General features: G+C 52.7%; 22 protein-coding genes. 17 read left to right on the top strand and 5 right to left on the bottom strand.

Annotation, left to right across the window (positions count from 1 at the left end; translation table 11 throughout):
* Window positions 1–32: 32 nt before the first annotated feature.
* The 10 genes from VMT62_17660 to VMT62_17615 all read left to right on the top strand — a co-directional run bounded on the left by VMT62_17660 (window position 33) and on the right by VMT62_17615 (window position 11,510).
* Complete coding sequence (locus VMT62_17660) at window positions 33–1,412, top strand: FAD-linked oxidase C-terminal domain-containing protein (protein HVN98257.1); 1,380 nt, start codon at window positions 33–35, stop codon at window positions 1,410–1,412.
* 13 nt (window positions 1,413–1,425) lie between these two features.
* On the top strand, window positions 1,426–2,688 hold the full coding sequence (locus VMT62_17655) for a (Fe-S)-binding protein (GenBank protein HVN98256.1): 1,263 nt from the start codon (window positions 1,426–1,428) through the stop codon (window positions 2,686–2,688).
* Between the two features lie 23 nt (window positions 2,689–2,711).
* On the top strand, window positions 2,712–4,319 hold the full coding sequence (locus VMT62_17650) for an AMP-binding protein (protein HVN98255.1): 1,608 nt from the start codon (window positions 2,712–2,714) through the stop codon (window positions 4,317–4,319).
* A 406-nt stretch (window positions 4,320–4,725) separates the two neighbouring features.
* Window positions 4,726–5,220 (top strand): TRAP transporter small permease, encoded by a 495-nt coding sequence (locus tag VMT62_17645; protein HVN98254.1) that lies wholly within the window; start codon window positions 4,726–4,728, stop codon window positions 5,218–5,220.
* Window positions 5,213–6,529, top strand: a complete 1,317-nt coding sequence (locus VMT62_17640; GenBank protein HVN98253.1) for a TRAP transporter large permease — start codon at window positions 5,213–5,215, stop codon at window positions 6,527–6,529. The genes VMT62_17645 and VMT62_17640 overlap by 8 nt, the downstream gene beginning before the upstream one ends.
* A 100-nt stretch (window positions 6,530–6,629) precedes the next feature.
* Complete coding sequence (locus tag VMT62_17635) at window positions 6,630–7,661, top strand: TRAP transporter substrate-binding protein (protein HVN98252.1); 1,032 nt, start codon at window positions 6,630–6,632, stop codon at window positions 7,659–7,661.
* Between the two features lie 76 nt (window positions 7,662–7,737).
* Window positions 7,738–9,537: an indolepyruvate ferredoxin oxidoreductase subunit alpha gene (iorA, locus tag VMT62_17630; protein ID HVN98251.1), complete on the top strand. Its 1,800-nt coding sequence runs from the start codon at window positions 7,738–7,740 to the stop codon at window positions 9,535–9,537.
* 8 nt (window positions 9,538–9,545) lie between these two features.
* Window positions 9,546–10,154 (top strand): indolepyruvate oxidoreductase subunit beta, encoded by a 609-nt coding sequence (locus tag VMT62_17625; GenBank protein ID HVN98250.1) that lies wholly within the window; start codon window positions 9,546–9,548, stop codon window positions 10,152–10,154.
* Between the two features lie 115 nt (window positions 10,155–10,269).
* Window positions 10,270–10,908 (top strand): TetR/AcrR family transcriptional regulator, encoded by a 639-nt coding sequence (locus VMT62_17620; GenBank protein ID HVN98249.1) that lies wholly within the window; start codon window positions 10,270–10,272, stop codon window positions 10,906–10,908.
* Window positions 10,909–11,066: 158 nt separating this feature from the next.
* Window positions 11,067–11,510 carry a GNAT family N-acetyltransferase gene (locus VMT62_17615; protein ID HVN98248.1) on the top strand — a complete coding sequence of 148 codons (444 nt, stop codon included), beginning with the start codon at window positions 11,067–11,069 and terminating at the stop codon, window positions 11,508–11,510.
* Window positions 11,511–12,151: 641 nt separating this feature from the next.
* Here the strand turns inward: VMT62_17615 and VMT62_17610 are convergent.
* Together VMT62_17610 and VMT62_17605 are read right to left on the bottom strand one after the other, a co-directional pair.
* Window positions 12,152–12,811: an MBL fold metallo-hydrolase gene (locus VMT62_17610; protein ID HVN98247.1), complete on the bottom strand. Its 660-nt coding sequence runs from the start codon at window positions 12,809–12,811 to the stop codon at window positions 12,152–12,154.
* Window positions 12,812–12,927: 116 nt separating this feature from the next.
* Entirely contained in the window at window positions 12,928–14,319 is a 1,392-nt protein-coding gene (locus VMT62_17605) for a dihydrolipoyl dehydrogenase (protein HVN98246.1), read from the bottom strand.
* Window positions 14,320–14,490: 171 nt separating this feature from the next.
* Between VMT62_17605 and VMT62_17600 the strand changes: the two genes are divergently transcribed.
* The 6 genes from VMT62_17600 to VMT62_17575 all read left to right on the top strand — a co-directional run bounded on the left by VMT62_17600 (window position 14,491) and on the right by VMT62_17575 (window position 20,299).
* Window positions 14,491–15,030: a YceI family protein gene (locus tag VMT62_17600; GenBank protein HVN98245.1), complete on the top strand. Its 540-nt coding sequence runs from the start codon at window positions 14,491–14,493 to the stop codon at window positions 15,028–15,030.
* A 192-nt stretch (window positions 15,031–15,222) separates the two neighbouring features.
* Complete coding sequence (locus VMT62_17595; GenBank protein HVN98244.1) at window positions 15,223–15,639, top strand: pyridoxamine 5'-phosphate oxidase family protein; 417 nt, start codon at window positions 15,223–15,225, stop codon at window positions 15,637–15,639.
* A gap of 70 nt (window positions 15,640–15,709) precedes the next feature.
* Window positions 15,710–16,276 carry a flavodoxin family protein gene (locus VMT62_17590; GenBank protein ID HVN98243.1) on the top strand — a complete coding sequence of 189 codons (567 nt, stop codon included), beginning with the start codon at window positions 15,710–15,712 and terminating at the stop codon, window positions 16,274–16,276.
* 369 nt (window positions 16,277–16,645) lie between these two features.
* The gene (locus VMT62_17585) at window positions 16,646–17,878 is read left to right on the top strand and encodes an MFS transporter (protein ID HVN98242.1); all 1,233 of its coding nucleotides are present in this window, start codon (window positions 16,646–16,648) and stop codon (window positions 17,876–17,878) included.
* Between the two features lie 50 nt (window positions 17,879–17,928).
* On the top strand, window positions 17,929–19,986 hold the full coding sequence (locus VMT62_17580; GenBank protein HVN98241.1) for an acetate--CoA ligase family protein: 2,058 nt from the start codon (window positions 17,929–17,931) through the stop codon (window positions 19,984–19,986).
* Between the two features lie 73 nt (window positions 19,987–20,059).
* Window positions 20,060–20,299, top strand: a complete 240-nt coding sequence (locus VMT62_17575; GenBank protein ID HVN98240.1) for a hypothetical protein — start codon at window positions 20,060–20,062, stop codon at window positions 20,297–20,299.
* Between the two features lie 21 nt (window positions 20,300–20,320).
* Here VMT62_17575 and VMT62_17570 read toward each other — a convergent pair whose 3' ends face one another.
* Together VMT62_17570 and VMT62_17565 are read right to left on the bottom strand one after the other, a co-directional pair.
* The gene (locus tag VMT62_17570; protein HVN98239.1) at window positions 20,321–21,400 is read right to left on the bottom strand and encodes a DUF2275 domain-containing protein; all 1,080 of its coding nucleotides are present in this window, start codon (window positions 21,398–21,400) and stop codon (window positions 20,321–20,323) included.
* Window positions 21,397–22,011, bottom strand: coding sequence for a sigma-70 family RNA polymerase sigma factor (locus VMT62_17565; protein HVN98238.1), 615 nt, complete (start codon window positions 22,009–22,011; stop codon window positions 21,397–21,399). The genes VMT62_17570 and VMT62_17565 overlap by 4 nt, the downstream gene beginning before the upstream one ends.
* A 273-nt stretch (window positions 22,012–22,284) precedes the next feature.
* On the opposite strand from VMT62_17565, the gene VMT62_17560 reads away from it, so the two are divergent.
* Window positions 22,285–23,268 carry an HDOD domain-containing protein gene (locus tag VMT62_17560; GenBank protein HVN98237.1) on the top strand — a complete coding sequence of 328 codons (984 nt, stop codon included), beginning with the start codon at window positions 22,285–22,287 and terminating at the stop codon, window positions 23,266–23,268.
* Window positions 23,269–23,280: 12 nt separating this feature from the next.
* Here the strand turns inward: VMT62_17560 and VMT62_17555 are convergent, their stop codons facing one another.
* Complete coding sequence (locus tag VMT62_17555; GenBank protein HVN98236.1) at window positions 23,281–25,848, bottom strand: ATP-binding protein; 2,568 nt, start codon at window positions 25,846–25,848, stop codon at window positions 23,281–23,283.
* Window positions 25,849–26,012: the final 164 nt, after the last annotated feature.

Here is a 26,012-nt window from a genome sequence, read left to right as displayed (position 1 = left end):
CATATCCGACACTAAAGAAACGGGGGTCCTAAATGCTCAACCAATCTGTACTATCAGAACTCACCGCAATCGTGGGCAAGGACAACGTCCTTACTACTCCGGAGTCCTTGAAGGCCTATTCCTACGACGGAACAACCAGCTGGATTCATGAGCCCGATGTGGTGGTATTCCCAAAAAGCACGGAGGAGGTCTCGAAGATCATAAAGATCGCCAACCGCGACAAAATACCGGTGACACCGCGCGGAGGAGGCACCAACGTGAGTGGCGGATCCGTGCCCATTCAGGGGGGTATCGTCCTCACCATGACGAGGATGAACACGATCCTCAAGATCGACAAAGAGAACCTGACCGCCACCGTGGAACCGGGGGTGGTGCTCCAGGACCTGAACATGAGGCTTGCCAAGGATGGCCTTTTCTTCCCTCCTGATCCCCAGAGCTTTTTAGGCGCCACCCTGGGAGGCATTATATCGGAGAATGCCGGCGGTCCGGCCTGCGTCAAGTATGGGGTCACTAAGCAGTATATCCTGGGTGTCGAAGTGGTGTTGCCTACGGGTGAGATCGCTCACCTCGGGGGCCGCACTCTCAAGAACGTGGTGGGCTACGATCTCCTCCACATCTTTATCAGCTCGGAAGGCACGTTGGGCGTTATCACCAAAGCCGAGCTCAAGCTGAATCCGCTGCCCCAGGCAAGAAAGACTATCGTTGCTGTTTACGACGACATGACGCTCGCCGGTGAGACGGTCTTCCGGATCCTCGAAAAAGGGGTTGTGCCGGGCAAGATCGAGTTCGTGGACAACTGGGTTATTAACCGCATCGAAGAGATGATGCCCATTGGCCTGCCTAAGGACGCAGATGCCATTCTTCTCTTCGAGGTGGATGGTATTCCCGAAGCTGTTGAAAAGGAGACCGAGAAGGTGAGCAGTATCGCCAAGCAGTACGGAGCCAAGGATGTCCGCGTTGCCGAGACAGTTGACGAAGCCAATAAATACTGGCTCGCCCGTCGCGCCGGCTTTGCCGCCGTATATGGTAAGTCTCCCACGGTCATGGCTGAGGACGTGGCGGTCCCGAGAAACAAGATCCCGGACCTCATGAAGATCTGTAAAGAGCTTGCCAAGAAATACAATGTCGAGATTGTGGTACTGGGGCACGCCGGAGACGGCAATCTTCACCCAGCTATCTTAACCGACATCAAGAACAAGGATCATTACGAAAGGGCCGTCAAGGCCATGGATGGGATCTTCGAGGCTACCATGGAGCTGGGCGGCGTCATATCCGGCGAGCACGGTATCGGCCTGGAGAAGCAGAAATTCTTCCGCCGCGCTGTTGAGCCGGTGGTGGTCGATATGATGAAGAGCATCAAATCGCTCCTTGATCCGGCGAACATTATGAACCCCGGCAAAATCTGGGACTAGAAGAGGAGTCGTTATGAATGATTTGAAAGAACTCGCAAAAATCTCTTCCTATGCAGACCAGTGTATGAAGTGCGGCTTCTGCAGCTTTTTCTGTCCCGTGTACCAGGAAGAGAGGACGGAGACCTCGGTTGCCCGCGGTAAGAACTATCTGGTGAAACAGGCTTTAGCCGGTGCCCAGGAGTTCACGCCTGAATTGGGCGAGATCATCGGCAAGTGTCTGCTCTGCAAACGCTGCGTGGCCAACTGTCCTTCCAAGACCCAGATCGATCGGGTTGTCGTGGCTGCCCGCGCCGAGATGGTCAGAAAAAAGGGCCTGGGCCTCATCAAAAATGTCCTCTTCCGGAAGATCATGGCAAATCGAAACCTTTTCGGACGTCTGGTCAAACTCGCCGCAGCCTTCCAGTGGCTTTTACCCAAGACCGAAGGGAATATCCGCCACCTTCCCGACTTCTTGAAGGCATTAGGTCATAAGCGGAACATCCCGCACCTCGCCAAGAAGTTCCTGCGCGATCAGGTGAAGCCTGTCTATAAGCCGAAAGAGACCCCGAAAATGAAGGTGGGTTTCTTCATGGGCTGCGCCACAGACTTCATCTATCCTGAGCTCGGGTTCAAACTCATCGACGTGCTCACCAAACACGGCGTCGAGGTTAGAATACCTGAGGCCCAGAACTGTTGCGGCGCGGCCATCTACTTCTCGGGCGATTTCGAGACGGGCAGGCTCCTTGCCGAAAAAAACATTGAAGCCTTCAAGGACGTGGACTATATTGTCACCGCCTGTGGCACCTGCTCCTCCACGCTCAAAGATTACGTCAAGTACCTTCCCGATACGGAGGAGCAGAGGCGCCTCTACGAGGAATTTGGAAAGAAGGTCAAAGACGCCACCGAGTTTGTCATTAATGTTTTGAAAGTCCCCCCGGAGTCTTTCACTTTGCGCAAGGAATTTGAGGGCAAGACCGCAACATGGCACGATCCCTGCCACCTTGTCCGATACCAGAACATCAAGGATGAGCCGCGCTCGATCCTCAAGGCGTTGAAGGGACTTACCTACGTGGAGATGCCTAACGCGGATATGTGCTGCGGCATGGGAGGCTCTTTCAGTGTTTATCACTACGATCTCTCCAAGAAGATCGCTTCAAAGAAGATGGATGGGATACAATCGACCAAAGCGGATATCGTGGTTACGGCATGCCCGGGCTGCATGATCAATCTCATCGATAACGTGCTGTCCAATAAGATGCCCCAGAAGGTCTATCACCTGCTGGAGCTCGTCGAATAAAAAAACCTTATAAGGAGGGTCCCATGAAGAACGGTCACTGGATGACAGCGAAAGATATAGCGAGGGTCAACGCCTTCAAATGGCCGAACAAGGTAGGCATCAAGGACCTCTACAAATCATACACCTTCAAAGAGTGGAATGACCGCTCCTGTCGGCTTGCCAATGCGCTCACAAAACTTGGATTGAAAAAGGGAGATCGGTTCGCAGTGCTCGCTTATAACTGCGTCGAATGGATGGAGATATACACTGCCGCGGCCAAGGGAGGGTTCATCTGCGTACCCCTTATGTTCCGTCTCTCGGCCGTGGAGATGGAGTACAACATCAACCACAGCGAATGCAAGGTTTTCATCGTGCAGGGCGGTAAGGACGGAGCCGATGGCAAGGAATTTCCCTGGATCAACCAGGTGAACGGCATGCGCAAGAACATCCCTACCGTCGAACACTATATCTCTTTTGCCATAGGCAATGAGACCTATCCCGGCTTCATCCCCTACGAGGAGGCGATTTCTCAGGCGAGCCCCGAAGAGCCCCCGGCAACCGTGGACCCTGACGATATCTGGGTCATCATGTACACGGGAGGCACGACGGGTAAACCCAAAGGCGTGATGAAGAGCCATGCCAACCTCTTCGCGCAGTATTTTATTATGATCTATGACCACCAGTTTAATTTTGACGATTGTAACCTTCTCGTTATGCCCTGCTGTCACGTCAACTCCCTGTTCTACTCCTATGTCGTGACGTGGGTGGGCGGATGTGTGGCGCCATACAACATGGTGAGCTTCAATCCCGAAAACCTGCTCAAGACCTTTCAGGACTTACAGGTCACCTTCACGTCGCTCGTGCCTACCCACTACATCATGATGCTGGCGCTCCCCGATGACGTGAAGAAGAAATACGACCTCTCATCGGTGAAGAAACTCCTTATTTCTTCAGCCCCGGCCCGACGAGACACCAAGCTTGGCGTGCTCAAGATGTTTCCCAACTCGGAGCTCTATGAGGCCTACGGTTCCACCGAAGCCGGCATTGTCACCGTACTCAAGCCGCATGAACAGCTTACCAAACTTGGCTCCTGCGGGCGCGAAGTGATCGGCACGGACCTCATACGTTTCTATGATGAAGAAGGACATCTTGTCACTCAACCGAACGTGGTCGGGGAACTCTATTCGAGCAGTGCCATGCTGTTCGAGGCGTATTGGAAGGACCCCGAGAAGACAGCCGCTGCCATGAAGGGCGACTATTTCAGCGCCGGCGACATGGGATATAAAGACGAAGAAGGATATGTGTACCTTGTAGACAGAAAAGCAAACATGATCATCTCCGGTGGTGAGAACATCTTCCCCTCCGAGGTGGAGAATTGCCTGGGTAGCTATCCCAAAGTCAAAGACGTGGCGGTCATCGGTGTGCCTCATGAGAAGTGGGGAGAGCAGGTAACCGCAATTGTGGTGCTCCATGAAGGACAGACAGCCACGCCGGAGGAGATTTCTGCGCACTGCAAGGGCAAGATCGCCGGATTCAAGGTGCCAAAGAACGTCATCTTCATCAAAGACGAAGAAATGCCTAGATCCGGTGCCGGCAAGATCCTCCACAGAATGTTGCGAGAGAAATACGGTATGTGGAAGGACCATACGTAAGTGGAACGACCCGGATTGTAGCTCCCGAAGGGAGCGAGAAGGGGAGGCTCCGACAGCTTCTGCTGGTGGAGGGGGCGACGTGAGTCCCTGGAATAGTTGTTGCGAGAGAAATACGGTATGTGGAAGGACCATACGTAAGTGGAACGACCCGGATTGTAGCTCCCGAAGGGAGCGAGAAGGGGAGGCCGGGTACCCGCTTGCGGGTGCGAGCTTCTGCTGGTGGAGGGGGCGACGTGCGGATGGCGGTGGAACAGAAAAGCAGGGAGTTTAGTTCTCTCCTGAGAAAGGAAGATAGAAGATAATGCATTAGTTAAGAGAAGAATGATTGGGGCGCCGAAATGGTTGAGCAGCGGTGTGACCATTTCATTGCGCAAGATCAGTTGCCAAAACTTTTTAAGGGGGTTCTATGGAAGGCATTTCGAGGGGATATCTGGGAATCATCGAGAAACTGAGCAAGGCGTTACAGGTGGTCGGGGGCGTAGCCCTGGTCTTTATCATGCTCCTCACCGTCGCAGACGTTATTCTCAGGCGTTTCGGCCATCCCATTGTGGGGACATATGAAATTGTCGGCCTCGGTGGGGCGGTGGTGATCGGGTTTGCAATCCCTATCACTTCATGGCTAAGAGGCCATATCTTCGTAGATTTCTTTTACCAGCGGTTTAGTCCTGCAGGCAGGGCAGTTTTCAACATCACCACGAGGGTGTTCAGTCTCGCGCTCTTCGTGCTTATCGGGTATAATCTTTTCCTCTATGCGGGGGAACTTTACAAGTCCGGCGAAGTTACCCTCACCCGGCAGCTTCCGTTTTATCCCGTCGCCTACGGCCTGGGTGTCTGCTGTTTCATTGAGTTCCTGGTGTTGATCGGCGATGTTCTCAAGATTATCGGAGGCGACTATGAATGAGGTGACCGTAGGCATTATCGCATTGGGATTAGTACTGATTCTCTTCCTAACTGGCATAGAGCTTGGATTCGCCATGATCCTTATCGGATTCCTGGGGTTCGGGTATCTCATATCATGGCAGGCCTCACTGAATCTTTTGGCCAAAGACTTCTTCGACGTTCTTGACACCTACAGCTTCACCGTTATCCCCCTCTTCGTTCTCATGGGTCAAGTTGCCTTTAATTCTGGGATTGCCAAGCGACTCTTCGATGCAACGAATAAATTCATGGGGCACGTTCCCGGCGGACTTGCAATGGCCACGGTGGCAGGGGCCACAGCCTTCAAGTCCATCTGCGGATCGTCTCCGGCCACAGCGGCCACTTTTGCGAGCGTGGCGATCCCCGAGATGGACCGATACGGTTATGCAAAAAAACTCTCCACAGGGATCGTTGCGTCCGTAGGTACGCTTGGCATACTTCTGCCGCCAAGCGTTACCCTGATCATCTTCGGTGTCATCACGGACCAGTCAATCGGCAGGCTCTTTCTCGCGGGTATTGTGCCCGGTCTGCTCGTGGCCTTCTTCTTTATCCTTATAATCTACGCCTGGTGCAAGATGTATCCGGAAGTTGCACCGAAAGGCTCACAGTACACGTGGGCGGAGAGATTCAAATCCTTGCCCGAAGTCATATGGGTGATATTCATATTCCTGCTCGTTATCGGCGGTATTCTGGGCGGCTTCTTCACCCCCACGGAAGCGGGCAGTGTGGGGACCTTTCTCGTTTTAGTTCTCACCTTCGCGAAAAGAGATCTAAATCTCAAAGCATTCTGGAAAGCGGTTATAGAATCGCTGAGAACGGCCTGTATGGTTATGATGCTCATTGCGGGCTCGACGGTACTCGGCCATTTTATCGCCGTAACCAAAATACCTATGATCGCTGCTGATTGGATCGTGGGACTTCCCTTTGCTCCCTGGGTCATAATGATTTTTATCGCGTTCATCTATGAAATCGGAGGGTCCTTCATCGACGACCTCGCCTTTATGATTCTCGCGACGCCGATCTTTTATCCGGCCATTGAGAAGCTCGGGTATAATCCGCTCTGGTTCGGCATGATGATCGGTATTACCGTTATGGTAGGCGTTGTGATTCCTCCCGTTGCGATCAACGTCTTTGTGGTAAAACAGATTACTAAAGTCCCATTTGGCGTGATCTATAGCGGTGTGTATCCTTTTCTCATCAGTCTTGTGGTCGCAGCAATCCTCCTCTTTATATTTCCTGGATTGGCGACCTGGCTTCCCGGGCTTCTGATGCCTATGGGCCCGCACGCATAAGGCGGGAGAGGTGAGACCCGTATGGTGAAGAGAAAAGGTTGTAGCAGTAGAGCAGGGTTACATTACTTCATGTAATGTATAAAAGATCAAGGAGGGTTTTATGAAAAGAAGATCTATTGTAAGTTTCATGGTGACGGCCTTTGTTCTCGCAATCTGTCTCGTCATGCTTCCCGTAGTTTCTTCAGCCCAGCAGAAGGTGATCACGTTGAACTACTCGAACTTCTTCCCCGCTCCACACAAGAACAGCGTACTTGCCGAACAGTGGTGCAAGGAGATAGAGAAGAGAACCAACGGTAGGGTGAAAATCACCTATTTTCCCAACGGCGTTTTAACGCCGGCTGCCCAGACTTACGACAATGTCGTGAAGGGCATTGCCGATATCGGCGAGAGTGTCTTCGCATACACCATGGGAAAATTTCCCCTGATGGAGGTTATCGATCTCCCGTTGGGATATAAATCAGGCACCCAGGCCACGCACCTCGTAAATGCTTTCTATGCTAAGTTCAAACCAAAAGAACTCGACGAGACAAAGGTACTTTTTCTCCATGCGCATGGTCCCGGCATCCTCCACTCAAAAATGCCCATTGCAAAGCTTGACGATTTGAAAGGCAAGAAGATCAGGGCCACAGGGCTCGCGGCAAAGATCGTCACGGCACTGGGAGGAGCTCCTGTGGGTACCACGATGGGGGAAACCTACGATGCGCTCCGAACCGGTGTAGTGGATGGGGCGCTCTCCCCCATGGAGGCCATGCAAGGTTGGAAGTGGGGTGAAGTCGTAGCGTACACCACCCAGGATTTTGGCGCTGCCTACACCTCCAGTATGTTTGTCGTCATGAACAAGGCGAAATGGAACTCCCTGCCTCCGGACATTCAGAAGATCTTCGACGAGGTAAGTGCGGAATGGATGGGGAAGCAGGGTGCCGTATGGGATGAGGTCGATAAAGAGGGTTATGATTTTGCCAAACAGAAAGGGGTCAAGCTTATCGCTCTCTCCAAAGAGGAAGATGCACGGTGGGCAGAAAGGGTAAAACCTCTTCTCGACGATTATTTGAAGAATGCGAAGGCCAAGGGACTGCCCGGGGATGAGGCCCTGAAATTCTGCCTTGATTTCCTTAAAGCGAACCAGAAGTGACAACCGTGGGGATGCGTCCTGAAGGGACGCATCCCATGCTTCAAGGCCGACAGGGATTGCCGGCCAGGAGGAATACATGAAAAAAATACTGCAAGGAAATGAAGCGATTGCGCGAGGAGCGTGGGAGGCCGGCGTTACCGTGGCATGCGCCTATCCGGGAACCCCGAGCAGCGAGATACTCGCGGAGATTGCACAGTACAAGGAGATCACCTCCCAATGGTCTCCAAATGAAAAGGTAGCCGTGGAGGTAGCGTCCGGTGCTGCATTCGCGGGCGCACGATCCATTGCCTGCATGAAACACGTGGGACTAAACGTCGCATCCGACCCTTTCATGACGCTTGCTTATACGGGCATCAAGGGAGGGTTTGTCATAGTTGTTGCTGATGACCCGAATGTCCACAGTTCCCAGAATGAGCAGGATAGCCGCAACTGGGCGCGGTTTGCGAAGGTACCCATGCTGGAGCCGGGCGACGCGCAGGAATGTAAAGACTTCACCAAGATTGCCTTTGAAATAAGCGAGAGGTTTGACACACCTGTCTTGTTAAAGGGCGAGACCAGGGTCTCCCATTCAGACTCCCTGGTTGAGTTAGGCGAGCGGCAGGCGGCGCCCGTACCCCTTGGCCTCGATCCGAAGCAGGCAACGAAATATGTGATGGTTCCCGCTAACGTGCGCGTGCGTCGCAAGATTATTGAGGAGCGGATGAGGAACCTTGAGGCTTATGCTGATGAGTTTCCTTATAATGTGATGGAGATTAACGATCCGCGCGTGGGGGTTATCTCGGCAGGCGCCGCCTACATGTATACGAGAGAGGTTTTCCCGAAATATTCTTACCTCAAGCTCGGCATGGTGTGGCCGCTGCCTAAGAAATTGCTGGCCAAATTTTTCAAGAAGGTGCAAAAGGTCATTGTAGTCGAGGAACTCGATCCTTTCCTGGAAACGGAGATCAAGGCCCTTGGCTACAAAGTTTTTCATGGCAAAGACCTTATCCCCAACATGTACGAGCTTTCCCCTGAGATCGTCGAAAGCTCTCTCAAGGGGAAGGCCTATAAGGGACCAAAGATAAGGGAGAAACTGGATGATCTCCCGAAAAGACCTCCGAACCTGTGTCCGGGCTGCTCCCACAGGGCGCTCTTCTATTCTCTGAAAAAGCTCGGCACCTTCGTCTTTGGCGACATAGGGTGCTACACGCTCGCAGCGGGTCCCCCTCTGCAGGCCCTTCATAGCTGCATCTGTATGGGCGGGGGCGTAGGGCAGGCATACGGGGCTGGTAAGGCCTTTGGTCAGGAAGGCCTGGGAAAGATGTGCGCCGTGATAGGCGACTCTACGTTCCTTCATGGCGGAATCGGCCCGGTCATGGACACGGTTTACAACAAGGGATATTCGACGACCATTATTCTCGACAACCGGATTACCGGTATGACCGGCCTCCAGGAACACGCAGGTACGGGTTACACGTTGAGAGGTGAGCCCGCCAACATGGTCAACTATGAAGAACTTGTCAAAGCGCTGGGCGTGAAAAACGTGCGCAAGGTAGATCCCTACAACGTGGCTCAGACAATGGAAACGATAAAGGAGGAGCTGAACCGGGATGAGGCCTCCGTTATCATCACCGAAAACGGGCCCTGCATGCTTCACAGAAGAGAAAAGAGAAAGTTCCAATTTCCCTATTACACGATTGATACGGACGTTTGCAGGGGATGCAAGGCCTGCCTGGAAATCGGATGCCCGGCCATCAGCTGGGTGGAAAAAGAAGGTGCCACGAAAGATGGCAAGAAGAGGAAAGGGACCGTCTCAATCAACAGGCTTCAATGCCCCGGTTGCGGTCTCTGCGCGCAGATATGTAAATTTGAAGCTATCCTTCCGGGACAGGCGTGAGGAGGTGGATGATGGAGAATAACAGAGTAACCAATATATTGCTCTCCGGTGTCGGCGGGCAGGGCGCTATCCTTGCCAGTAACATCCTTGCGCACGTCTTTGTGGATGCGGGCTACGATGTGAAGAAGAGCGAGGTCCACGGGATGGCCCAGAGAGGCGGAGATGTTACCACGCACTTCAGATTCGGCAAGAAAGTATATTCGCCCCTGATCAAGTATGGGGATGTGGATTATCTTCTTGCCTTTGAGCTTTTGGAGGCGCTTAGGTATATCAACTACTGCAAGGACGGCGCGAAGATAGTGATCAACGATCAGAAGATATTGCCGCCCGGGGTTAATCTTGGCCTGGCCGCCTACCCTGAAAACATTGCGGCGGTCTTTAAGAAACACTTCAAGAAAAATGTGCACCTCGTTGAAGGCCAGAAGATTGCACTCGGGCTCGGAAATGCGCAGGCCGCCAATGTGGTTCTCGTGGGGGCATTTGCTAATTTCTTCCCGGAAATAAAAGATAAGATGTGGTCGAACGCATTGACTGATCTTCTTCCGAAAAAGATTCTTGAGCTGAACGTTCGGGCATTTGAGGAAGGCAGAAGGTCGTTTAATGGAAATTCCCCTTGAAGCATGAAAAGAACATCCCTACGGGGGGCGGGAAAGTAGATCGCCCGTCTCCCTGTAGAAGGATGCAAGGTGGGCGGTGAAATAGGCAAAAAGGACTGATGATGCCAAGGAATCTATGAGAGATAATAGCGCGCGTCTTGTGAAGCGAATGAACAGTATTGCGAAGATCGGAGCCAGGCTCTTCAGTAAGAGGGGTTTTGCCGAAACAAGCATGGAGGATATCGCCGCCGCTGCGAGGCTGAGCAAGGGCGGTATATACCACTATTTTGCCAGTAAGACTGAGCTTCTCTACTATATCCTGGACAATTTCATGGATATTGTGCTCAAAGATTTGTGGGAGGAGCTTGGTGAAATCGACAACGGACTGGAAAAGGTAAGAAGACTGATCTTCCGGCACGTGGCGCTATATCCCAAATATATGGCTGAGGCGAAAACGCTTTTCCATGAAGCGCAAAACCTTCAGCCGAAATCGTTAAATAAGGTCATAGCTAAAGAAAGCGAGTACTTTCGGATTACCGCCAAAGTACTCTCCGAATATTTTGGCACCTCGGTCAAGAGAAATCAGGTGACGGCCATGAGCTTTATCCTGCTCGGCATGTGTAATTCGATCTATTCCTGGTATAACCCCAAGAGTCCCGTGAGCCCCGAGCAGCTTTCACAAATGGTCTTTGACGTTCTCATTGACGGCTTTTGCGGTATTCAGAAGAAAGGCGCTAAGGCTTCGCACAAGCCGGCTCATAAACCGGATGCTTAGCGCTGGGTGCTAAATGGTGAGTGCCTTATCCGCCCTTGCGCAGAGCTTTTCGCCGCTATCCCTTCTTGCAAAAGACCACCTTTCTTGACAAGCAGCTTTTGCCTGCTATACTTGCTGTAAATGAGAAGAACATAACATAACATCGGGAGGTATACGCTATGGATTTCTCTGGGCCTGTGAAACTCAGAGTCCTCAGTATGAAGGACCTCGATGCAGTGACGGAGATCGACGAATCTCTTCTCGGTACCAGAAGGAAAGCCTATTGGGCAACCAGACTGGAAATTGCCGAGACGTCCGGGGTGCCGTCGCTCGCAGCTGAAATCGACGGGAAGGTGATCGGCTTTATTCTCGGCAAGGCGAGCGGCTGGGAATACGGCATCCCCGAGAACTTCGCCTGGATCGACACGATCGGCGTGCGCAAGGAACACCAGAATAAGGGTATCGCCCGACTGCTCTTCAAAGAGATGACTTCTATGTTCAGGAAGGTGGGTATCGACACGATCTATGTGGTGGTCAACTGGAAAGATTGGGATCTCCTCCAGTTTTTCGACAAGATGGGCTTCAAACGGGGTGACATGATCAATCTCGAGATGAAGATTTAACCGAAAGATTTCTTCCCCGAAGGCACGAATTGCCGGATAGATCGAATGCAGCAGAGAGACCGGAACGGTTCATGCAACAGTTCTGTCCGGACACAATTTTGCTATCCGGAGAGTTTGTATCGGGAGACTTAAGCGCCGCGGAATGTGGCCGATATACTTGAAGAGAAGCACGGATTAAGCCAACGGCCTAAATAGCAAGCTCGTCGATAGACGAGGGAGGAATCTTCGGTGCGGGACAAGTGTGAGTTCTTACAAATATGTGGTTTTTTTCGTCATTATAGAGCTGACGCCGGGGTGCGCGCCGCAACATGGGTGCGCATGTACTGCGAAAATGTGGACAAATCAAAGACATGCGAGAGAAAACAGGTCCTGGCGCAGACGGGCTCGCCACCTCCCGACAATATGGCCCCCACGGGACAAATGCTCTGATACCTGGAGCCTTTTCAGTTAATAGCGGTAGCGCCAAAGTCCTTTGGAATTCAAAACCTTCTTGAATCTCTGTACGACCCCTTTGCGGTTGATCAGCCGGACAGCTAAGGCGGATCGATTGGGATGAAGCGTTCGCGGGTCTTCTGCCCTTGACCGTCCCAATACCGGACATTGCTCAGGCGAGTGTCACCCGATTGATCGCACGTCGAGTATTACACAGTGATCGAGGCCATTGCCTGAGCGGAAAAGGGTTTTCCGTGCCCGGGATAGACAGTACGTGCACCAAGCCCTTTGAGAAGCGTCAGACTGTCGCGGAGTTGCTCCGCATTCTCAATAAAGGGCGCGCTATCCGGTTTGTCGCGATTGGAAACCGTATCACCGGCGAAAAGTTGCCCGTCCTCGGTCAATATTGCAATCGATCCTTTGGTGTGCCCCGGGGCGTGTATGATCCGCGCCGACAACCCGTATTGATTTAACGTCTGCCCGTGTTCCAACAAAATATCGGGCTCGAAGATTCGAAAGTTCCGGCGTGCGCGTCCGCCAAACCAGTGAAGAACTTTGAAGGTGATGCCCTTGGCCCGACGTCTCCCAAACCGGCCCGTTCTTACCATCTCTGCATCGCCTGCATGCATGGCGACCTTCACGCCGTACTTCTGTTGAAGCGTATCGCAATTTCCCGCGTGATCCACGTCCCCGTGGGTGAGCACGACGAGCTTCAACTGCTCGGGTAAACAGCCTGCCCCGCGCAACTCGGTCTCAAGCCGCGACCACTGTTCTCCAAGACCGGTGTCGATGAGCAGATGGCCACCCTCCACCTTTACGAGATACGTATTGACAAAGCCGAGAGCAATCTGTCGTATTTCCTGATTCATGTCGAGCATTCTCCTTTCAGAGGCAATTTTGCTGCCGCCTGTCTGCCACTGTTGAAATTACGAAGGGGTGAAAACGGCGCGATGCCTTGAGTAGTGAGAATCGGGATCTTGTCCAGTCACGACCGCGCCTTTTCTTCGAGCCGGTTTAAGGTCTCGGGGATGAGCTCAGAGAGCGCCGGAAATATGTGCATGGACTCGGTGATGATCCGATAGCTGTCCCTGCGGGCCACTACATTCACGACCTCCTGAATCAGGTTCGATGCTTCAGGGCCGATAATGTGAAAGCCGAGTATCCGTTCCGTTCCTTTTTCCACTATGGCCTTGGCGAATCCTTCCTCCTCAAGTCTCACATCACCCTGCGCAATATCGGCATACCGGGCGACTCCCACGAGAATATCATGGTTCTTTCCGGCAGCCTCCTCGGTAAGTCCCACGGAAGCTATCTGTGGCATAGTGAAAACAGCATGGGGAACGGCGTCAAAATTCATTTCTATTCTGTCTTCTTTATTCGTATCGCCTTTCAGCACATTATGCCACAGAACGCCGACCTCATGGTCTGCCGCATGGGTGAACATCGCTCTCCCCGTGGCATCCCCCAAAGCCCAGATGTCGTTCTTGCTCGTCTCGAGATAATCATTGACCCGGATGAATCCGGCGGGCGTCAGAGCAACCCCTGTTCTTTCAACGTTGAGGCGTGTGGCGTTCGAGGTTCTGCCTGCTGCCACAAGAAGGGTTTCAGCCTCCACTGCCTTCTCCTCGCCGGTTTTCCGGTTCCTGGCGGCAAGGAGAACGCCGTTTCCGCTTTTCGAGACAGAGAGCGCTTCATGACCGGGATAGATCTTCATCCTCATCTTCATGGATTTTTCGATAAGCGCCGATATTTCCGGTTCTTCAAAAGTGAGAAACCTGTCACTATACTCCACGACAGAGACCGCCGAGCCCACGGCTGCGAAGAAGTGGGCATATTCGAGGCCGATGTAACTGCCGCCGACAATCACGATGCTCTGAGGGGGTTTCTTGAGGTCAAGCACCGATTCATTGGTAAGATAGGGTACGTCCGACAGCCCTTTGATGGGTGGAATAGCGGGCCGGGCGCCCGAAGCGATGAATACTTTGCTGCCCCGTATGCGCTCTTCTTCTGTCTCTATGGTGTAATTGTCCACAAATCGCCCTTCGGATTCGTAAAAATCAAGGTTCTCAGTGCCCTTGAGGTCGTCCCGGATGAAGGCGACGCCCCTATTCCTCGTCTGCCGCATTCTTTCCATGATGGCCGGAAAGTCGATGGACATGACATGGGAATCCACGCCGAGTCTTCTGGCGTCCCTGATCTGTGTGGCCAGGTCGGCCGCATACAAAAGTGTCTTGGAGGGCACGCAGCCCACATTCATGCAGGTTCCACCCAGGTACTGGCTTGCGACAAGGGCCACCTTCAGGTTTTTGGAGACCGCCCTGTAGGCGAGATTAAGCCCTGAGCCCGAGCCCACCACTATGACGTCGTAATCCTTCATCAACGCTCCTTTGTAGAGGTTTGCGCCAGACTCATACAGTTAATATAAGTCCAGGTCCGTAACCGTGTAAAGTAAATGGCGACCGTTGACAGAAGACGAAAGTGCATTAATATGTAGATTATCTCGCGATGAGGTAAGTATTTTTTGCAACTCTCATATGGAGGAGGAGTTATGGCAAAATACGTTCTGGATCCCGATCATACCGCCGCCCAATTCAGGGTCCGTCATATGATGGTCACCTGGGTTCGAGGCCAGTTGGGCAAAGTACAAGGCACTCTCGACTTCGATCCGCGGAACATGAGCGCATTATCCGTTACGGCTGAGATTGACGCGGCGGGTATATACACAGGGGTCGAGAAACGAGACGCGGATCTGCGTAGCTCTAACTATCTCGATGTTCAAACTTACCCTGTGATCAGATTCAAAAGCACGAGCGTGGAGGCATCTGCGCTCGATCGGTGCCTGATCCACGGAGAATTGACCCTGCACGGTGTGACACGCCTTGTCACTCTGGATACGAGCTTAGCCGGTCCTTCCCGATTCCAGGATGATGACCGATTATACACTACGTTCGGCTTTAAAGCGGTAACCAGGATTAACCGCGAGGATTTTGGCATGATGACTAACATGGAGATCGAGAACGGCGGTTTTATGGTGGGCAGGCATGTCTACCTTTCGATCGATTCCGAGGCCGATCTGGTGGAAGGGTAGGTTTTCATGTGCCTGGGGGATGTCTTAAGCGTGTTCAGATTGTCGCTATCCTCGCGGCAGGATTGGGGTGTACCGATTGGATACGAGAAAGGCCTTGACAGGGTGGGGAGCTTTTATTAGGCTCTTCATGCCGTTCGTAGAGTGCGGCATAAGTATAGGGCCAACAAAGAAAGTAGCAAAAAGGAGAGAGACATGACTAAAGAAGAAGTGATCAGCTTTGTGAGATCAAATCCGGTTTGTTTTCTCGCGACCGTCGAGGGCAACGCGCCGCGTGTACGGGGGATGCAGATGTTTAAAGCAGACGAAAGAGGCATTCTCATCCAGCTTGCGACAGTGAAGGACATGTACAAACAGCTTGTGGCAAACCCCAACGTTGAGCTCTGTTTCAATGACTTTAAGAGCGGCATTCAGGTGCGGGTGAGCGGCAAGGCGGAATTCCTCGAAGGACCGGGTGTGGCCGAAGAGGTTCTCACGGCACGGCCTTTCCTGAAGTCCGTGGCCGATGCCCACGGGCAGGCCGCGATCAAGGTCTTCCGGATTGCAAACGCTCAAGCCACGGTGTGGACGAGAGAAACGAACCTGGCCCCGAAGACATATATCAAACTGTAAGAGCCTGCGGGAATGGCTCATCTTTCTCGCGAGGTCACAAGGTTACCATAATCGGAAAGGAGAAAATTGTATGAAGGTCGTTGCCTTTAATGGTAGTCCGAGAAAGGATGGCAACACTACCATCCTCATCAACCACATCTTCCGGCAACTCGAAGAAGTAGGGGTGGAAACGGAACTGGTGCAGCTATCGCAAAAAACGATCCACGGCTGCATTGCCTGCTATAAGTGTTTTGAAAACAAGGACGGGCGCTGCGCCGTGAAAAATGACGACGCCAATGAATGCATCGAGAAGATGACCAGGGCAGAAGGGATTATCCTCGGCTCGCCGGTCTATTTTGCCGATGTAACAACCGAGATGAAGGCCTTGATCGACAGAACCGCTTTCGTCTCCATGGCTAACGATGGAATGTACAAGAACAAGGTAGGCGCTGCTGTGGTCGCCGTCCGTCGCTCAGGCGCCATACACACCATGGACTCCATGAACCATTTCTTTCTTGCCGGGCAGATGATCATAATTGGGCGCGGTATTGGCGTGGGTAGAAACATCGGAGACGTGGAAAAAGATGAAGAGGGCATTCAAGGAGTAGCGCTGCTCGGGAAAAGGATGGCCTGGTGCCTTCGCAAGCTATACGGTTGAGCGACTGTCCTCAACATTGCGTTCCCGATAACTCGTCGATCTTGCCCGGTTCGAGTTACCCCTTATTGCCGTCTTAGTGCTTACGAAGAGTTTCTCTTTCTCGTGCGCCGTGAGCTCGACATGGCGTATATACCTACCCACACAGAGCAATCTCGAGGGTCAAGGCCTGCTGGATTAGCAGGCAAAGCGACAAAACGACATGAGCGGATTGAGCCTCAGCCCATCACGGAGGTGGCCCGACTACCGCGCTTTATGTCGCTTGACAAATACGTTTCCAATTCCTGATAATGTATTGAACGTAGTTTATTTCACCATGTGAATGCCCATCGATACAGGCGGGCGGATAAAGAAAGGAATCTCTTAGCCTTTATGAATAGAAAGATCGGAGCGGCACCCCTCCTGTCCATCCTCACCGGGCTCAATCTCTTTCACTATCTGGACCGGTATGTTCTGAACGCAGTCCGAACGCCTCTGGCTGCCGATTTCGGCGTCAGCTACGGGGATTCCGGGCGGCTCTTTACGGCCTTTATGATCGGTTATTTTGTTACGTCCCCTTTTTTCGGTTATCTGGGAGACCGTATTTCCCGCAAGGGTCTTATTATCCTCGGCATTTTTGTCTGGAGCATTGGCACCGTTCTGACGGGCTTTGCTCAGGGTTTCACCATGCTGCTCTGCTTTCGGGTACTTGTGGGAGTGGGTGAGGCGAGCTACGCCACGATCAGTCCGGGGCTCATCTCCGACACTTGGCGTCCCGCGAAGAGGAACAACGCCCTTACCATCTTTTATGTAGCGATTCCTGTGGGGTCCGCTATCGGCTATATCCTTGGCGGCGTGATCGAGGCACATTGGGGTTGGCGGAGCGCCTTCTTCTGGGCGGGTGCGCCCGGGCTTTTGCTCGCGCTAATCCTCTTTCCTTTTCGTGAACCTGAACGGGGTGAATCAGATGAAAACAGAGTTGAGGCGCGCGTAAAACCTGGTCTCAAGGATATCCTGGGTCTTTTTGGCAACGCGGATTTCAATCTCATTATCTGGGGTTATGTTGCATACACGTTCGCGCTGGGGGCCTTCGCCTTCTGGGGTCCTACATTCCTGGAGCAGGTCCACGGGCTTTCCACGTTAAAGGCCGATAATTTCTTTGGAGTGGTGATCGTGGTAGCAGGGCTGGCGGGCACACTGCTCGGGGGTTTCGCGGCGACCTTATGGCAGAGGCGCAATCACGCGGGGTACGCATTAATGCTTGCCGGTTCGGTATTCTTTGCAGCGCCCGTATCTTTTTTCGCGCTCACCTCGTCCAACAGACCACTCGCCATGGGGCTACTCGCAATCTCCATCTTTTTCCTGTTCCTCTGTACGGGACCGGTCAATACACTGATTCTAGAAACTGTGCCGGTGAACCTTCGATCAAGCTCTATGGCACTTTCCATTTTTATGATCCATCTGTTTGGCGACATGTGGTCGCCGGAGATTATCGGGCGCCTCGCGGATTCCATGAACGGTGATCTCAAAAAGGCAACCCTCATCCTTCCCGGGGTGCTCTTGATAAACGCGCTTCTCTGGCTCGTGCTTGCCTTGAAGACTTTGAGGGCGGGAAAGAGCGCATAAAGACAGGTTACAGTGAATATGGCAGGCAAATATATCATACTGGAGTGTCTATGAGAACGATGTTTTTTCCTCAAAGCGTGGCTATTATCGGCGTCTCTAATTCCCCGTCCAATAATGCTCGCGGTATCATGGATAACCTTCATCGCTTTGGATTTAAAGGAGACGTATATCTCGTGGGCTCAAAAGGCGGCTCGCTGAAGGGCAGAGATATTTATACGAATATGCGGGATTTACCCTGCACACCCGACCTGGCAGTTCTTATGGTTCCGGCGGGGCGATTGCCGGAGGCCCTTGAAACATGCGCACAAAAAGGCGTGCGTAGGGCCATCATCGAAACAGGCGGGTTCTCGGAATACGGAGAGGACCGGAAAAACCTGGAAACGCAGATTCTTGAGACAGCAAGAAAATGGAGCATGAAGATCGTTGGGCCGAATTGCGTGGGCATTGTAAATATCGAGAATGGTCTGATCCTGCCCTTTTTTCCTCTCTACCCTCACGAGACCAAGAAAGGAATTATATCAATCATCACGCAGAGCGGCGGCCTTGTCCATGATACCATGGTTCTTTGTAACATGGCCGGCCTTGGCGTGAACAAGCTGGTCAGCGTCGGCAATAAGCTCGTCCTCGATGAGAATGATATTCTGGAATACTTCATTTCCGATCCGGGCACAGAAATGATCGGGATGTACTTAGAAAATATCTGCGACGGGAGGAGGCTCATGGATCTGGCGGCGGGCACGAGTAAGCCCATCGTTCTTCTCAAATCCAACAGAAGTCCGGCGAGCAGAGAAATAGCCAGGTTCCATACTTCAGCCCTTGCAGGCGATGACCGGGTTGTGGACGATGCGGCGAGACAGGCTGGGGTTCATCGCGTTGAAAGTATCAAGGAGATGATAGAATGTTTCAAAGCCTTTGCTCTGCCGCACCCACGGGGGCAAAACCTCGCCATCATCTCGCGTTCCGGAGGGCACGGCGTGCTCGCTGCGGACAGCGCCCACCGGCATGGTTTTCACGTGGCATCTTTTTCTGATCATTTTTTTGAGATGCTCTCAGAGAAGACCAGGGCCGGGATCATACGGAGGACGAACCCTGTTGATCTGGGGGATATATTCGATATTAATGTATTTTTGGAAATTACCGAAGAGGCCCTTGGGGAAAAGGGTGTGGACGGCGTCCTCATAGTGCATTCTTATGCGCTCCGTGTCGAGCTCGACTCTACCAAACACTTCGTTTCCCTTTCAGCAGAGCTCTCGAAACGATACGGCAAGCCCGTGGTATTTTGTCTGGTGCCTCATCGAGAAGATTTGCCGGATCTAATTTCGACCGCGGAGACGGCCAACTTCCCCGTTTTTGCCCACGTGGACGAAGCGCTTGAAGGGCTCCGTCAGTCTTATGAGCATTTCAGTCGCCGTGAGGGTATTTCTGCGAGAAATCTCACGGGCCGGAAGTTTTCAGACACTCGGACCGCTGCCTCCTCGCTTGCGCCCGGTATTATGCCCGTGGACGGGATTTTTCATCTTCTCAGGCAATACGGTCTTGCCGTGGCAGACTTCACTATCGTAGCCGACGTGGTGCAAGGTCTCAATGCTGCCCGTAAAATAGGCTTCCCGGTAGCGCTGAAGACCGCTTCGCCCAATGTGCTCCATAAAACCGAACATGGCGCGGTGGTACTCAACATTGAGAACGAAGAGATGCTCGCGAAGGCGTTTCGCAAGATCGAAACGGGGCCCTTCCTTCTTCAGCGGATGGCGCCGCCAGGATGCGAGATGATTATCGGCGGCCGTCACGATGCGGAGTTCGGGCCGACCATTCTCTGCGGATACGGGGGCATATTCGTTGAGGTCTATAATGATGTGGCGGTCAGGGTAGCGCCGATCGATGAAGAAACGGCCAGGCAGATGATCTCGGAGCTAAAGGGGTCCGCTATTCTCGAGGGATTCAGGGGAAGCCCTCCATATGACAGAGAGGCTTTTATTCGAGCGCTTATCGCCATCTCACGGCTTCTCGCCGAGCACCCTGAGATCAGGTCGTTTGAGGTCAACCCGTTCATTCTCCTGGGAGAGGGAGCGGGGGCGATTGCTGTTGACGCGAGGCTTGAGGTGGAGTGACAAGGGTTTTATGTGCCCCGTTCCACACTCATGACCTCAAAGGGGGCTGTGAATCCTGTAATAGAGGTGAACTATGAAGAGGGTTATCTGCATTATCGTTAGCGTTTTCTTCGCCGTTTTTCTGTCGGGCTGCGAACGCATGGAGACGGCCGTCGATACCTATAAGAAGGTCAAGGACGACGCCAAAAAGAAATCGGGAGAGGCGGAGCAACAGGCGGGCGCCATAGTCTCCGACAAGCTTAAAGACAAATTAGAACCGCCTGATATCTCAGAAAATGGTAAAGAGGGAAACAGGGAAAACACAAGCCAGTAGCCGATTATCCGGTCGGCCGTCTCAGGGGCTGCCCCTTATCTCTATACGGACTGTTGTATAGTCTTCCGAGGTATTAGCCGTAATATCTGCGCTGCGGACTTCCCCTGCGGTTTTGAGCGCATCGAAAAGCCCTTTAACGCTTTGACCGGCCACCAGCGCGATGAAGACTTCACGGTCTTCGCGGTTTTCTTTGCTCACGTTGCGTGCGCCAAAACGCTTAAGCTCAGCCTCAATCTTCTCCGTTGCTGCCTCTCTGTATTCGGTATACACACTTATCACGATCTCACGGGGAATCGCACGTTGCATCGGACGTTCGTGAGAAAACGCTTGTGGTCCCTTCTTAGCCGTCACTGTGCCCGGCGTTGCGGAACCGGTTGAAAAAGGAGCCATCCGGTCTATCCCCCGGGATTGAGTGTCAGGTGGCACTGCCGTGGCAACGGATTCCCGTGCGGGGCCTGCCGCAGATTGATTGGGTGTACCTGCCGCTTGTGGTTTCTCTGTTTGTCTTAATGCCGCTTCCTGTTCTGAAGATTTTGCGGCGGCCGATTCTTCTTTCTTAAGCTCGTCTGTCCGTGTATCGTGCGCGCGGCCGGCAGGTTTTCCTGTCTCACCGATTGCGAGGCCATTTGAGATCCCTCTTGTCTTCTCTTCGTCCGGGCGGGCCGGCAAAGAGGTCTCCGCGGGGGGTTCCCTCATGGTCTGTTCCGGGGCGGCCGGAGTCTTTTCCCGGGGGTTCACATGTGTCGTCATCTCCGGTCCCATGGTTCTGTAAAGGTATAAGGCGAGCACCACAACGATGCAGGTGGCCATGACCTCTATGGGAATCTTGATGCGCAACGGACGGAAAAGTTTCTCGAATATGTTTTTTTCGGGTTCCACTTCCTGGGCCAGGCGCGCCATGACCTTTTTGGTGAACCAGGCAGGCACGTCCACTTCTTCCTGGTCATGCACGAGTTCCCGAGCCTTCTTGAGGTCCGAGAAAGCCGCGCTGCAAGGACCGCAGGCTGCGAGGTGCTCTTCCACGAGCCTTGTCTCACGGGCAGAAAGGACTCCGTCAATGTATTGGGACAGTTTATCCTCGACGTGGATCTTTATTGTCATAGATCACCAATGACCTTCTTCATTTTCAAACATTGTGTGAGCGCAGACCTTGCGCGAGAAAGTCGGGACTTTATCGTACCGTCGGGGATTTTCAAAATAAGGCCTATTTCTTCGTAGGAGAACTCCTCAATATCCCGTAAGACCAGCACCTCCCGATGGTCCTGATCCAGGGTGCCGATGCACTCCCATACCTTTTGGCGGATTTCGTTCCGCTCCAACTGCTCGAGCGCGGGCGTATCCTGGGCTTGAGTATCGTAGACTGTCTCCGAGGAAGCGGCATCCACGGGGTCATCAAAGGTCGTAACCTCATGATAAGACCGGGACTTGATCTGCCTCAGGCGGTTCTTTGCGTGGTTCATGGTGATGCCCGTAAGCCAGGTGGAGAACTTGGCATCGCCTCTGAACTTTTTTATAGCGCGATAGGCCGACAGAAACGCTTCCTGGACAACCTCACAGGCCTCGTCATAGTCGCCGATCATCCTGTATGCGATGTTGAGCATTCTCTTCTGGTATCTCTCCACGAGTTCCTCGAAGGCCTCAAGTCGACCTTCTTTGATCAGTGAAACGCACTCGACGTCGGAATCGGCCGACGTGCAACCTTTATCGTCCACTCTATGAGACACGTGAGCCAATGGAATTGTTCCCTTTTGGGAAAGAGATGGGATGGTTGATCACTCGAGTTCTCACGAGCACCTCGGCGGCCAGGCGATAGTTGTCGTGGCCATTTCTTCTCCGTTACGCGTTTTAAGGCAATAGTCACGGAATTTGATCCTCCCGTTGACCGGTACCCATCTCCATTTTTACTGCAATACAGGCTATTTTTCAACGGGAAAATGGCTTGCGAGGGCGGACAACAGAAATGAGAGTCGCGTTAGCAAGCCCGAATGAACCTGCCATCCACGAAACTTAAGGAATCTTACTATCCATCCGATCATATTATAGAGCGCCCACGCGCAGGCGGCCGGGCGTATCGGCGGCGGTGTGGATTGATAAAGGATTTTGCCAAAAGAATTGAGACGATTATCGACTTTCTTCCCCCCATTCCCGTAGTAATGTCGGAATTACTCAGGGCGCTGGAGGATGAAAATGTGGACATGACGGCCTTAGGGAGGATCGTGGCAAAGGACCCTTCTATGAGCATGAACGTCCTGAAGGTGGCCAACTCGGCGTTCTACCGGCTCCCGTATAAGGTGGCGACCGTGGATCATGCCGTCAAAATGCTCGGCATGAGAGAAATCACTATGATATGTCTTGCCTGCGGTACATACCGGGCCTTGATGCCTGCCCGCAACGAGCAGACCTTTAATTCTAACGACTTTTGGAAACACTCGGTGGCGACGGGGGTTATTGCGCGAAAGATATGCAGGGAACTGAGAACAGGAGACCAGCATACGGCCTATTTCCTGGGTCTGCTCCACGACGTGGGAAAGGTGATCCTCGACAGGTTTGCCCATGACATATATACCATTGTGATTCAGACCACCTTTGATGAATGCATTTCCATGATTGAAGCGGAAAAGCGATTCATCGGCGAATCCCATGACACGATCGGCGGGTTTGTGATGGATAAATGGAAACTGCCTGAAATCTTTGCCGATGTCACCCGATTCCACCATGCCGTTACAAGCGCCCCGGAGCACAGTCGGACCGCCGTTTCCGTAATTTCCCTGGCGGACCAGCTCGCCCGGCTTCGCTATTTTGGTTTTGGCGGCGACAAGAGCGGCGTCGTGCTGGCAGAGATCGACTCCTTCAAGACCATAGAAAAGTCGGTCCCGGAGATCGCCGACCTGGACGTATTTAAATTCGTGTACGAACTGGAAACCGTGGACGACGAGATTGTGGAGATGGAAAAGATCCTGACCGCTTGACGGGCTTAAGTCTTATGTTCCTTCCGTCATAACGTTCTTGATGACCGAATCCAAGGCCTCAACATCATAGGGTTTTGCAATCACCCCGAGAAAACCATATTCCTTGAAGTTCTTGATAATGGGATCGTTGGCATATCCGCTTGATACGATAGCTTTAACGCCGGGATCTATCTCACGCAACTTCTCAATAGCCTCCTTCCCTCCCATGCCATCAGGTATGGTGAGGTCCATTATGACGAGATCAAAGGGGTTGCGCGATTGCATCGCCGCGGAGTAGGCCTCAAAGGCCTCCGCGCCGTCACTGACACAGGTAACATGAAAACCGAGATGTTCGAGCATTTCTCGCGCAATACCTCTCAATGCCTCCTCATCGTCCATGTAGAGAATCCTGAACTGTAAGGAATCATCCGGTAGTTCCTCGGTCTCATCCGCCTTGAGCGCTTCCCGATATGCAGGAAGATAGATTTGGATGGTTGTCCCCACCCCAACCTGCGATTCGGCGGAGATAAATCCGTTATGGTTCTTGATGATGGAATAGCAGATAGCAAGACCGAGCCCCATGCCCTTGGTATTGCCCATGTCTTTTGTCGTAAAGTAAGGATCAAATATTCTCGCGAGATCTTCGGCGGGAACACCCGTTCCCTGATCTTCTATGGAAATCTTTACATAGTCGCCGTCAGCAAGAGGGACCATGTCCTGAGCCGTGAGTGTTATATTTTTTGCCTTGATAATGATTTTTCCGCCCTCTGGCATGGCCTCTTTTGCGTTTATGACCACATTGTGAATTACCTGTCGCATCTGCCCCTCGTCAATCTCAGCCCGATATAGGTTGTCGGGAAAGACGAAAGAGGCCTTTACGTTGGACCCACTCAGCGTGAGCCGCGTGGAATCCTTTATAATATTTTTGAGGCCCATCACCCTTTTCAACGGCTCGCCGCCTCTTGAGAAGGTGAGAAGCCTGTACGTGAGATCTTTTCCCCGCAGGGTTGCTTCCTCAGCCTCGGTCAAGCGCCGGTGCACCTTGCTCGCAGGGTCGACCAGCATTTTTGCGAATGAGATGTTGCCCAAAATCACAGCGAGAAGGTTATTGAAATCATGGGCAATGCCTCCGGCCAGCGTGCCCACGGACTCGAGCTTGCGCACTGTGAGCAGTTCCTCCTCCATCTTGCGTTTTTCCGTAATATCACGGAACACGACAACAACCCCCATCACGGTGCTGTCTTTCTCTCTGATGGGCACGCCGTTTAGCGTGACGATCTTTTCTGAGCCATCCCTGCTTACGAGAATCTCAACTTTTTCAGCGTTCATGGGTTCGCCGGTTTCAACGACGCTCCGCAAGGGGTCCTCGACCTCTGTCCTTGTCCTTTCCTCAACGGCGTGAAAAACATCGGTAAAGGAACGGGCGAAAGCTTCTATCTGCGACCAGCCCGTGAGTCCTTCCGCCGTTCGGTTGAGAAAAATGACCTTGCCGTCGGCGTCTGTGGTGATAACTCCGTCCGCGATTGAGCCCAACGTGATGGCCAGCCGCTCCTTCTCCGTGGCCAGGGCTTTTTCTGCCAGGGTTCGGACATTCACCTCATGCTGAAGCTCATAATTGGCGTCTATAAGGCGCCGCTCGCTTTCCTCAAGGAGCTCCTTAGAAACCGTGGTTTCGGCGAGCTGACGGATCATCCGGTTGAAATCCTCCATAAGGGTCTTGACCTCGCCCGACATGGAGGGTGTAAGCGTTACGTTCAGATCACCGCTGTTGACTTTGTTCGTCGCCTCTCTCAACTGCCTGATAGCTCGGGAGAAATAGATGCCAACGCCGTACGCGACAAAGGCGATAATGAGAATGCCTAAGCCCATATAGAAAAGGCCCATGTGTCTGAAGGAGCTGAGCAGCCTTTCCGCGGCCATGCTTAAGTACTCAGCGGTCTTGCTGTGGACCGCCTGCGTGTCTCTGATGGGCTGGGTGAACTCATCGACAGAGGCGGTTACGGCTACACTCAACAAAACGCCGTCAGCGGTTTTTACGTGGAGCGGGGCGATATACATATATTTTGGCTTTACTGCTCCATCCGGCTCCTGCCACTGGTAGAATCCCTGCGCGGAGACTCCGCCGAGACTCTTTTCTATAATCGACCACATGGAGGGAAAATCGCGCCTTAAATTCCCTGGACTCATGTTTTCGATAGCGGCCATCCTATGGAATCGGATGATGCCCGTGCCTGATTCGTGAAGACTCGTATAGCCCGTACGTCCCACGGGCTGTACTGCGATCACCCGAAAGGCGTTGTCTCTTTGCAGGTCCTTGAGCGTCATGTAGGGGTGAGACTCCATGGTTAGCTCAAGCTCCTGAGCCACGTCGGTGGCTCTCTGCTCAATCAATGTTCCCACGGATTCCTTAAGCACTGCCTCGCTCTGGGTCCACTGCTCTTCGTAGGCTTGTCGGATTGCTTGCTGGATTTCCTGTCGAAACCTGCCGCCGTATATTTCGAGCAAGAGGGTGAAGATCACGACGGGGATGAGACCGGCAGCCAAGGTCATCAGGAAAAGTCGGGAGCTGAACTTCTTCGGCAAAATCTTTGACAGCTGCATGTCTCAATACAGTATACAATATTTCAGCAGTATTGCCTATAGGCATAAAAGTAAAGAAAATAAGGTCTTTACGAGTTCATGAGGAAACTTTCTTTACAAAAGAATACGTGATATAAAATTAAGGTCTGAGTTCCAAATACTCTTACTCGCGCGGCGGGGGGTTC

Source organism: Syntrophorhabdaceae bacterium (assembly GCA_035541755.1).
Classification (GTDB): Bacteria; Desulfobacterota; Syntrophorhabdia; order Syntrophorhabdales; family Syntrophorhabdaceae; genus PNOF01.
Note: the sequence above shows the minus strand (reverse complement) of the source record. Positions and strands in the feature narration are given on the sequence as shown.

Coding starts and splice junctions, on each gene's coding strand:
- VMT62_17660 (HVN98257.1), top strand. CDS start 33: ATGCTCAACCAATCTGTACTATCAGAACTCACCGCAATCGTGGGCAAG.
- VMT62_17655 (HVN98256.1), top strand. CDS start 1,426: ATGAATGATTTGAAAGAACTCGCAAAAATCTCTTCCTATGCAGACCAG.
- VMT62_17650 (HVN98255.1), top strand. CDS start 2,712: ATGAAGAACGGTCACTGGATGACAGCGAAAGATATAGCGAGGGTCAAC.
- VMT62_17645 (HVN98254.1), top strand. CDS start 4,726: ATGGAAGGCATTTCGAGGGGATATCTGGGAATCATCGAGAAACTGAGC.
- VMT62_17640 (HVN98253.1), top strand. CDS start 5,213: ATGAATGAGGTGACCGTAGGCATTATCGCATTGGGATTAGTACTGATT.
- VMT62_17635 (HVN98252.1), top strand. CDS start 6,630: ATGAAAAGAAGATCTATTGTAAGTTTCATGGTGACGGCCTTTGTTCTC.
- iorA (HVN98251.1), top strand. CDS start 7,738: ATGAAAAAAATACTGCAAGGAAATGAAGCGATTGCGCGAGGAGCGTGG.
- VMT62_17625 (HVN98250.1), top strand. CDS start 9,546: ATGATGGAGAATAACAGAGTAACCAATATATTGCTCTCCGGTGTCGGC.
- VMT62_17620 (HVN98249.1), top strand. CDS start 10,270: ATGAGAGATAATAGCGCGCGTCTTGTGAAGCGAATGAACAGTATTGCG.
- VMT62_17615 (HVN98248.1), top strand. CDS start 11,067: ATGGATTTCTCTGGGCCTGTGAAACTCAGAGTCCTCAGTATGAAGGAC.
- VMT62_17610 (HVN98247.1), bottom strand. CDS start 12,811: ATGAATCAGGAAATACGACAGATTGCTCTCGGCTTTGTCAATACGTAT.
- VMT62_17605 (HVN98246.1), bottom strand. CDS start 14,319: ATGAAGGATTACGACGTCATAGTGGTGGGCTCGGGCTCAGGGCTTAAT.
- VMT62_17600 (HVN98245.1), top strand. CDS start 14,491: ATGGCAAAATACGTTCTGGATCCCGATCATACCGCCGCCCAATTCAGG.
- VMT62_17595 (HVN98244.1), top strand. CDS start 15,223: ATGACTAAAGAAGAAGTGATCAGCTTTGTGAGATCAAATCCGGTTTGT.
- VMT62_17590 (HVN98243.1), top strand. CDS start 15,710: ATGAAGGTCGTTGCCTTTAATGGTAGTCCGAGAAAGGATGGCAACACT.
- VMT62_17585 (HVN98242.1), top strand. CDS start 16,646: ATGAATAGAAAGATCGGAGCGGCACCCCTCCTGTCCATCCTCACCGGG.
- VMT62_17580 (HVN98241.1), top strand. CDS start 17,929: ATGAGAACGATGTTTTTTCCTCAAAGCGTGGCTATTATCGGCGTCTCT.
- VMT62_17575 (HVN98240.1), top strand. CDS start 20,060: ATGAAGAGGGTTATCTGCATTATCGTTAGCGTTTTCTTCGCCGTTTTT.
- VMT62_17570 (HVN98239.1), bottom strand. CDS start 21,400: ATGACAATAAAGATCCACGTCGAGGATAAACTGTCCCAATACATTGAC.
- VMT62_17560 (HVN98237.1), top strand. CDS start 22,285: ATGAACCTGCCATCCACGAAACTTAAGGAATCTTACTATCCATCCGAT.
- VMT62_17555 (HVN98236.1), bottom strand. CDS start 25,848: ATGCAGCTGTCAAAGATTTTGCCGAAGAAGTTCAGCTCCCGACTTTTC.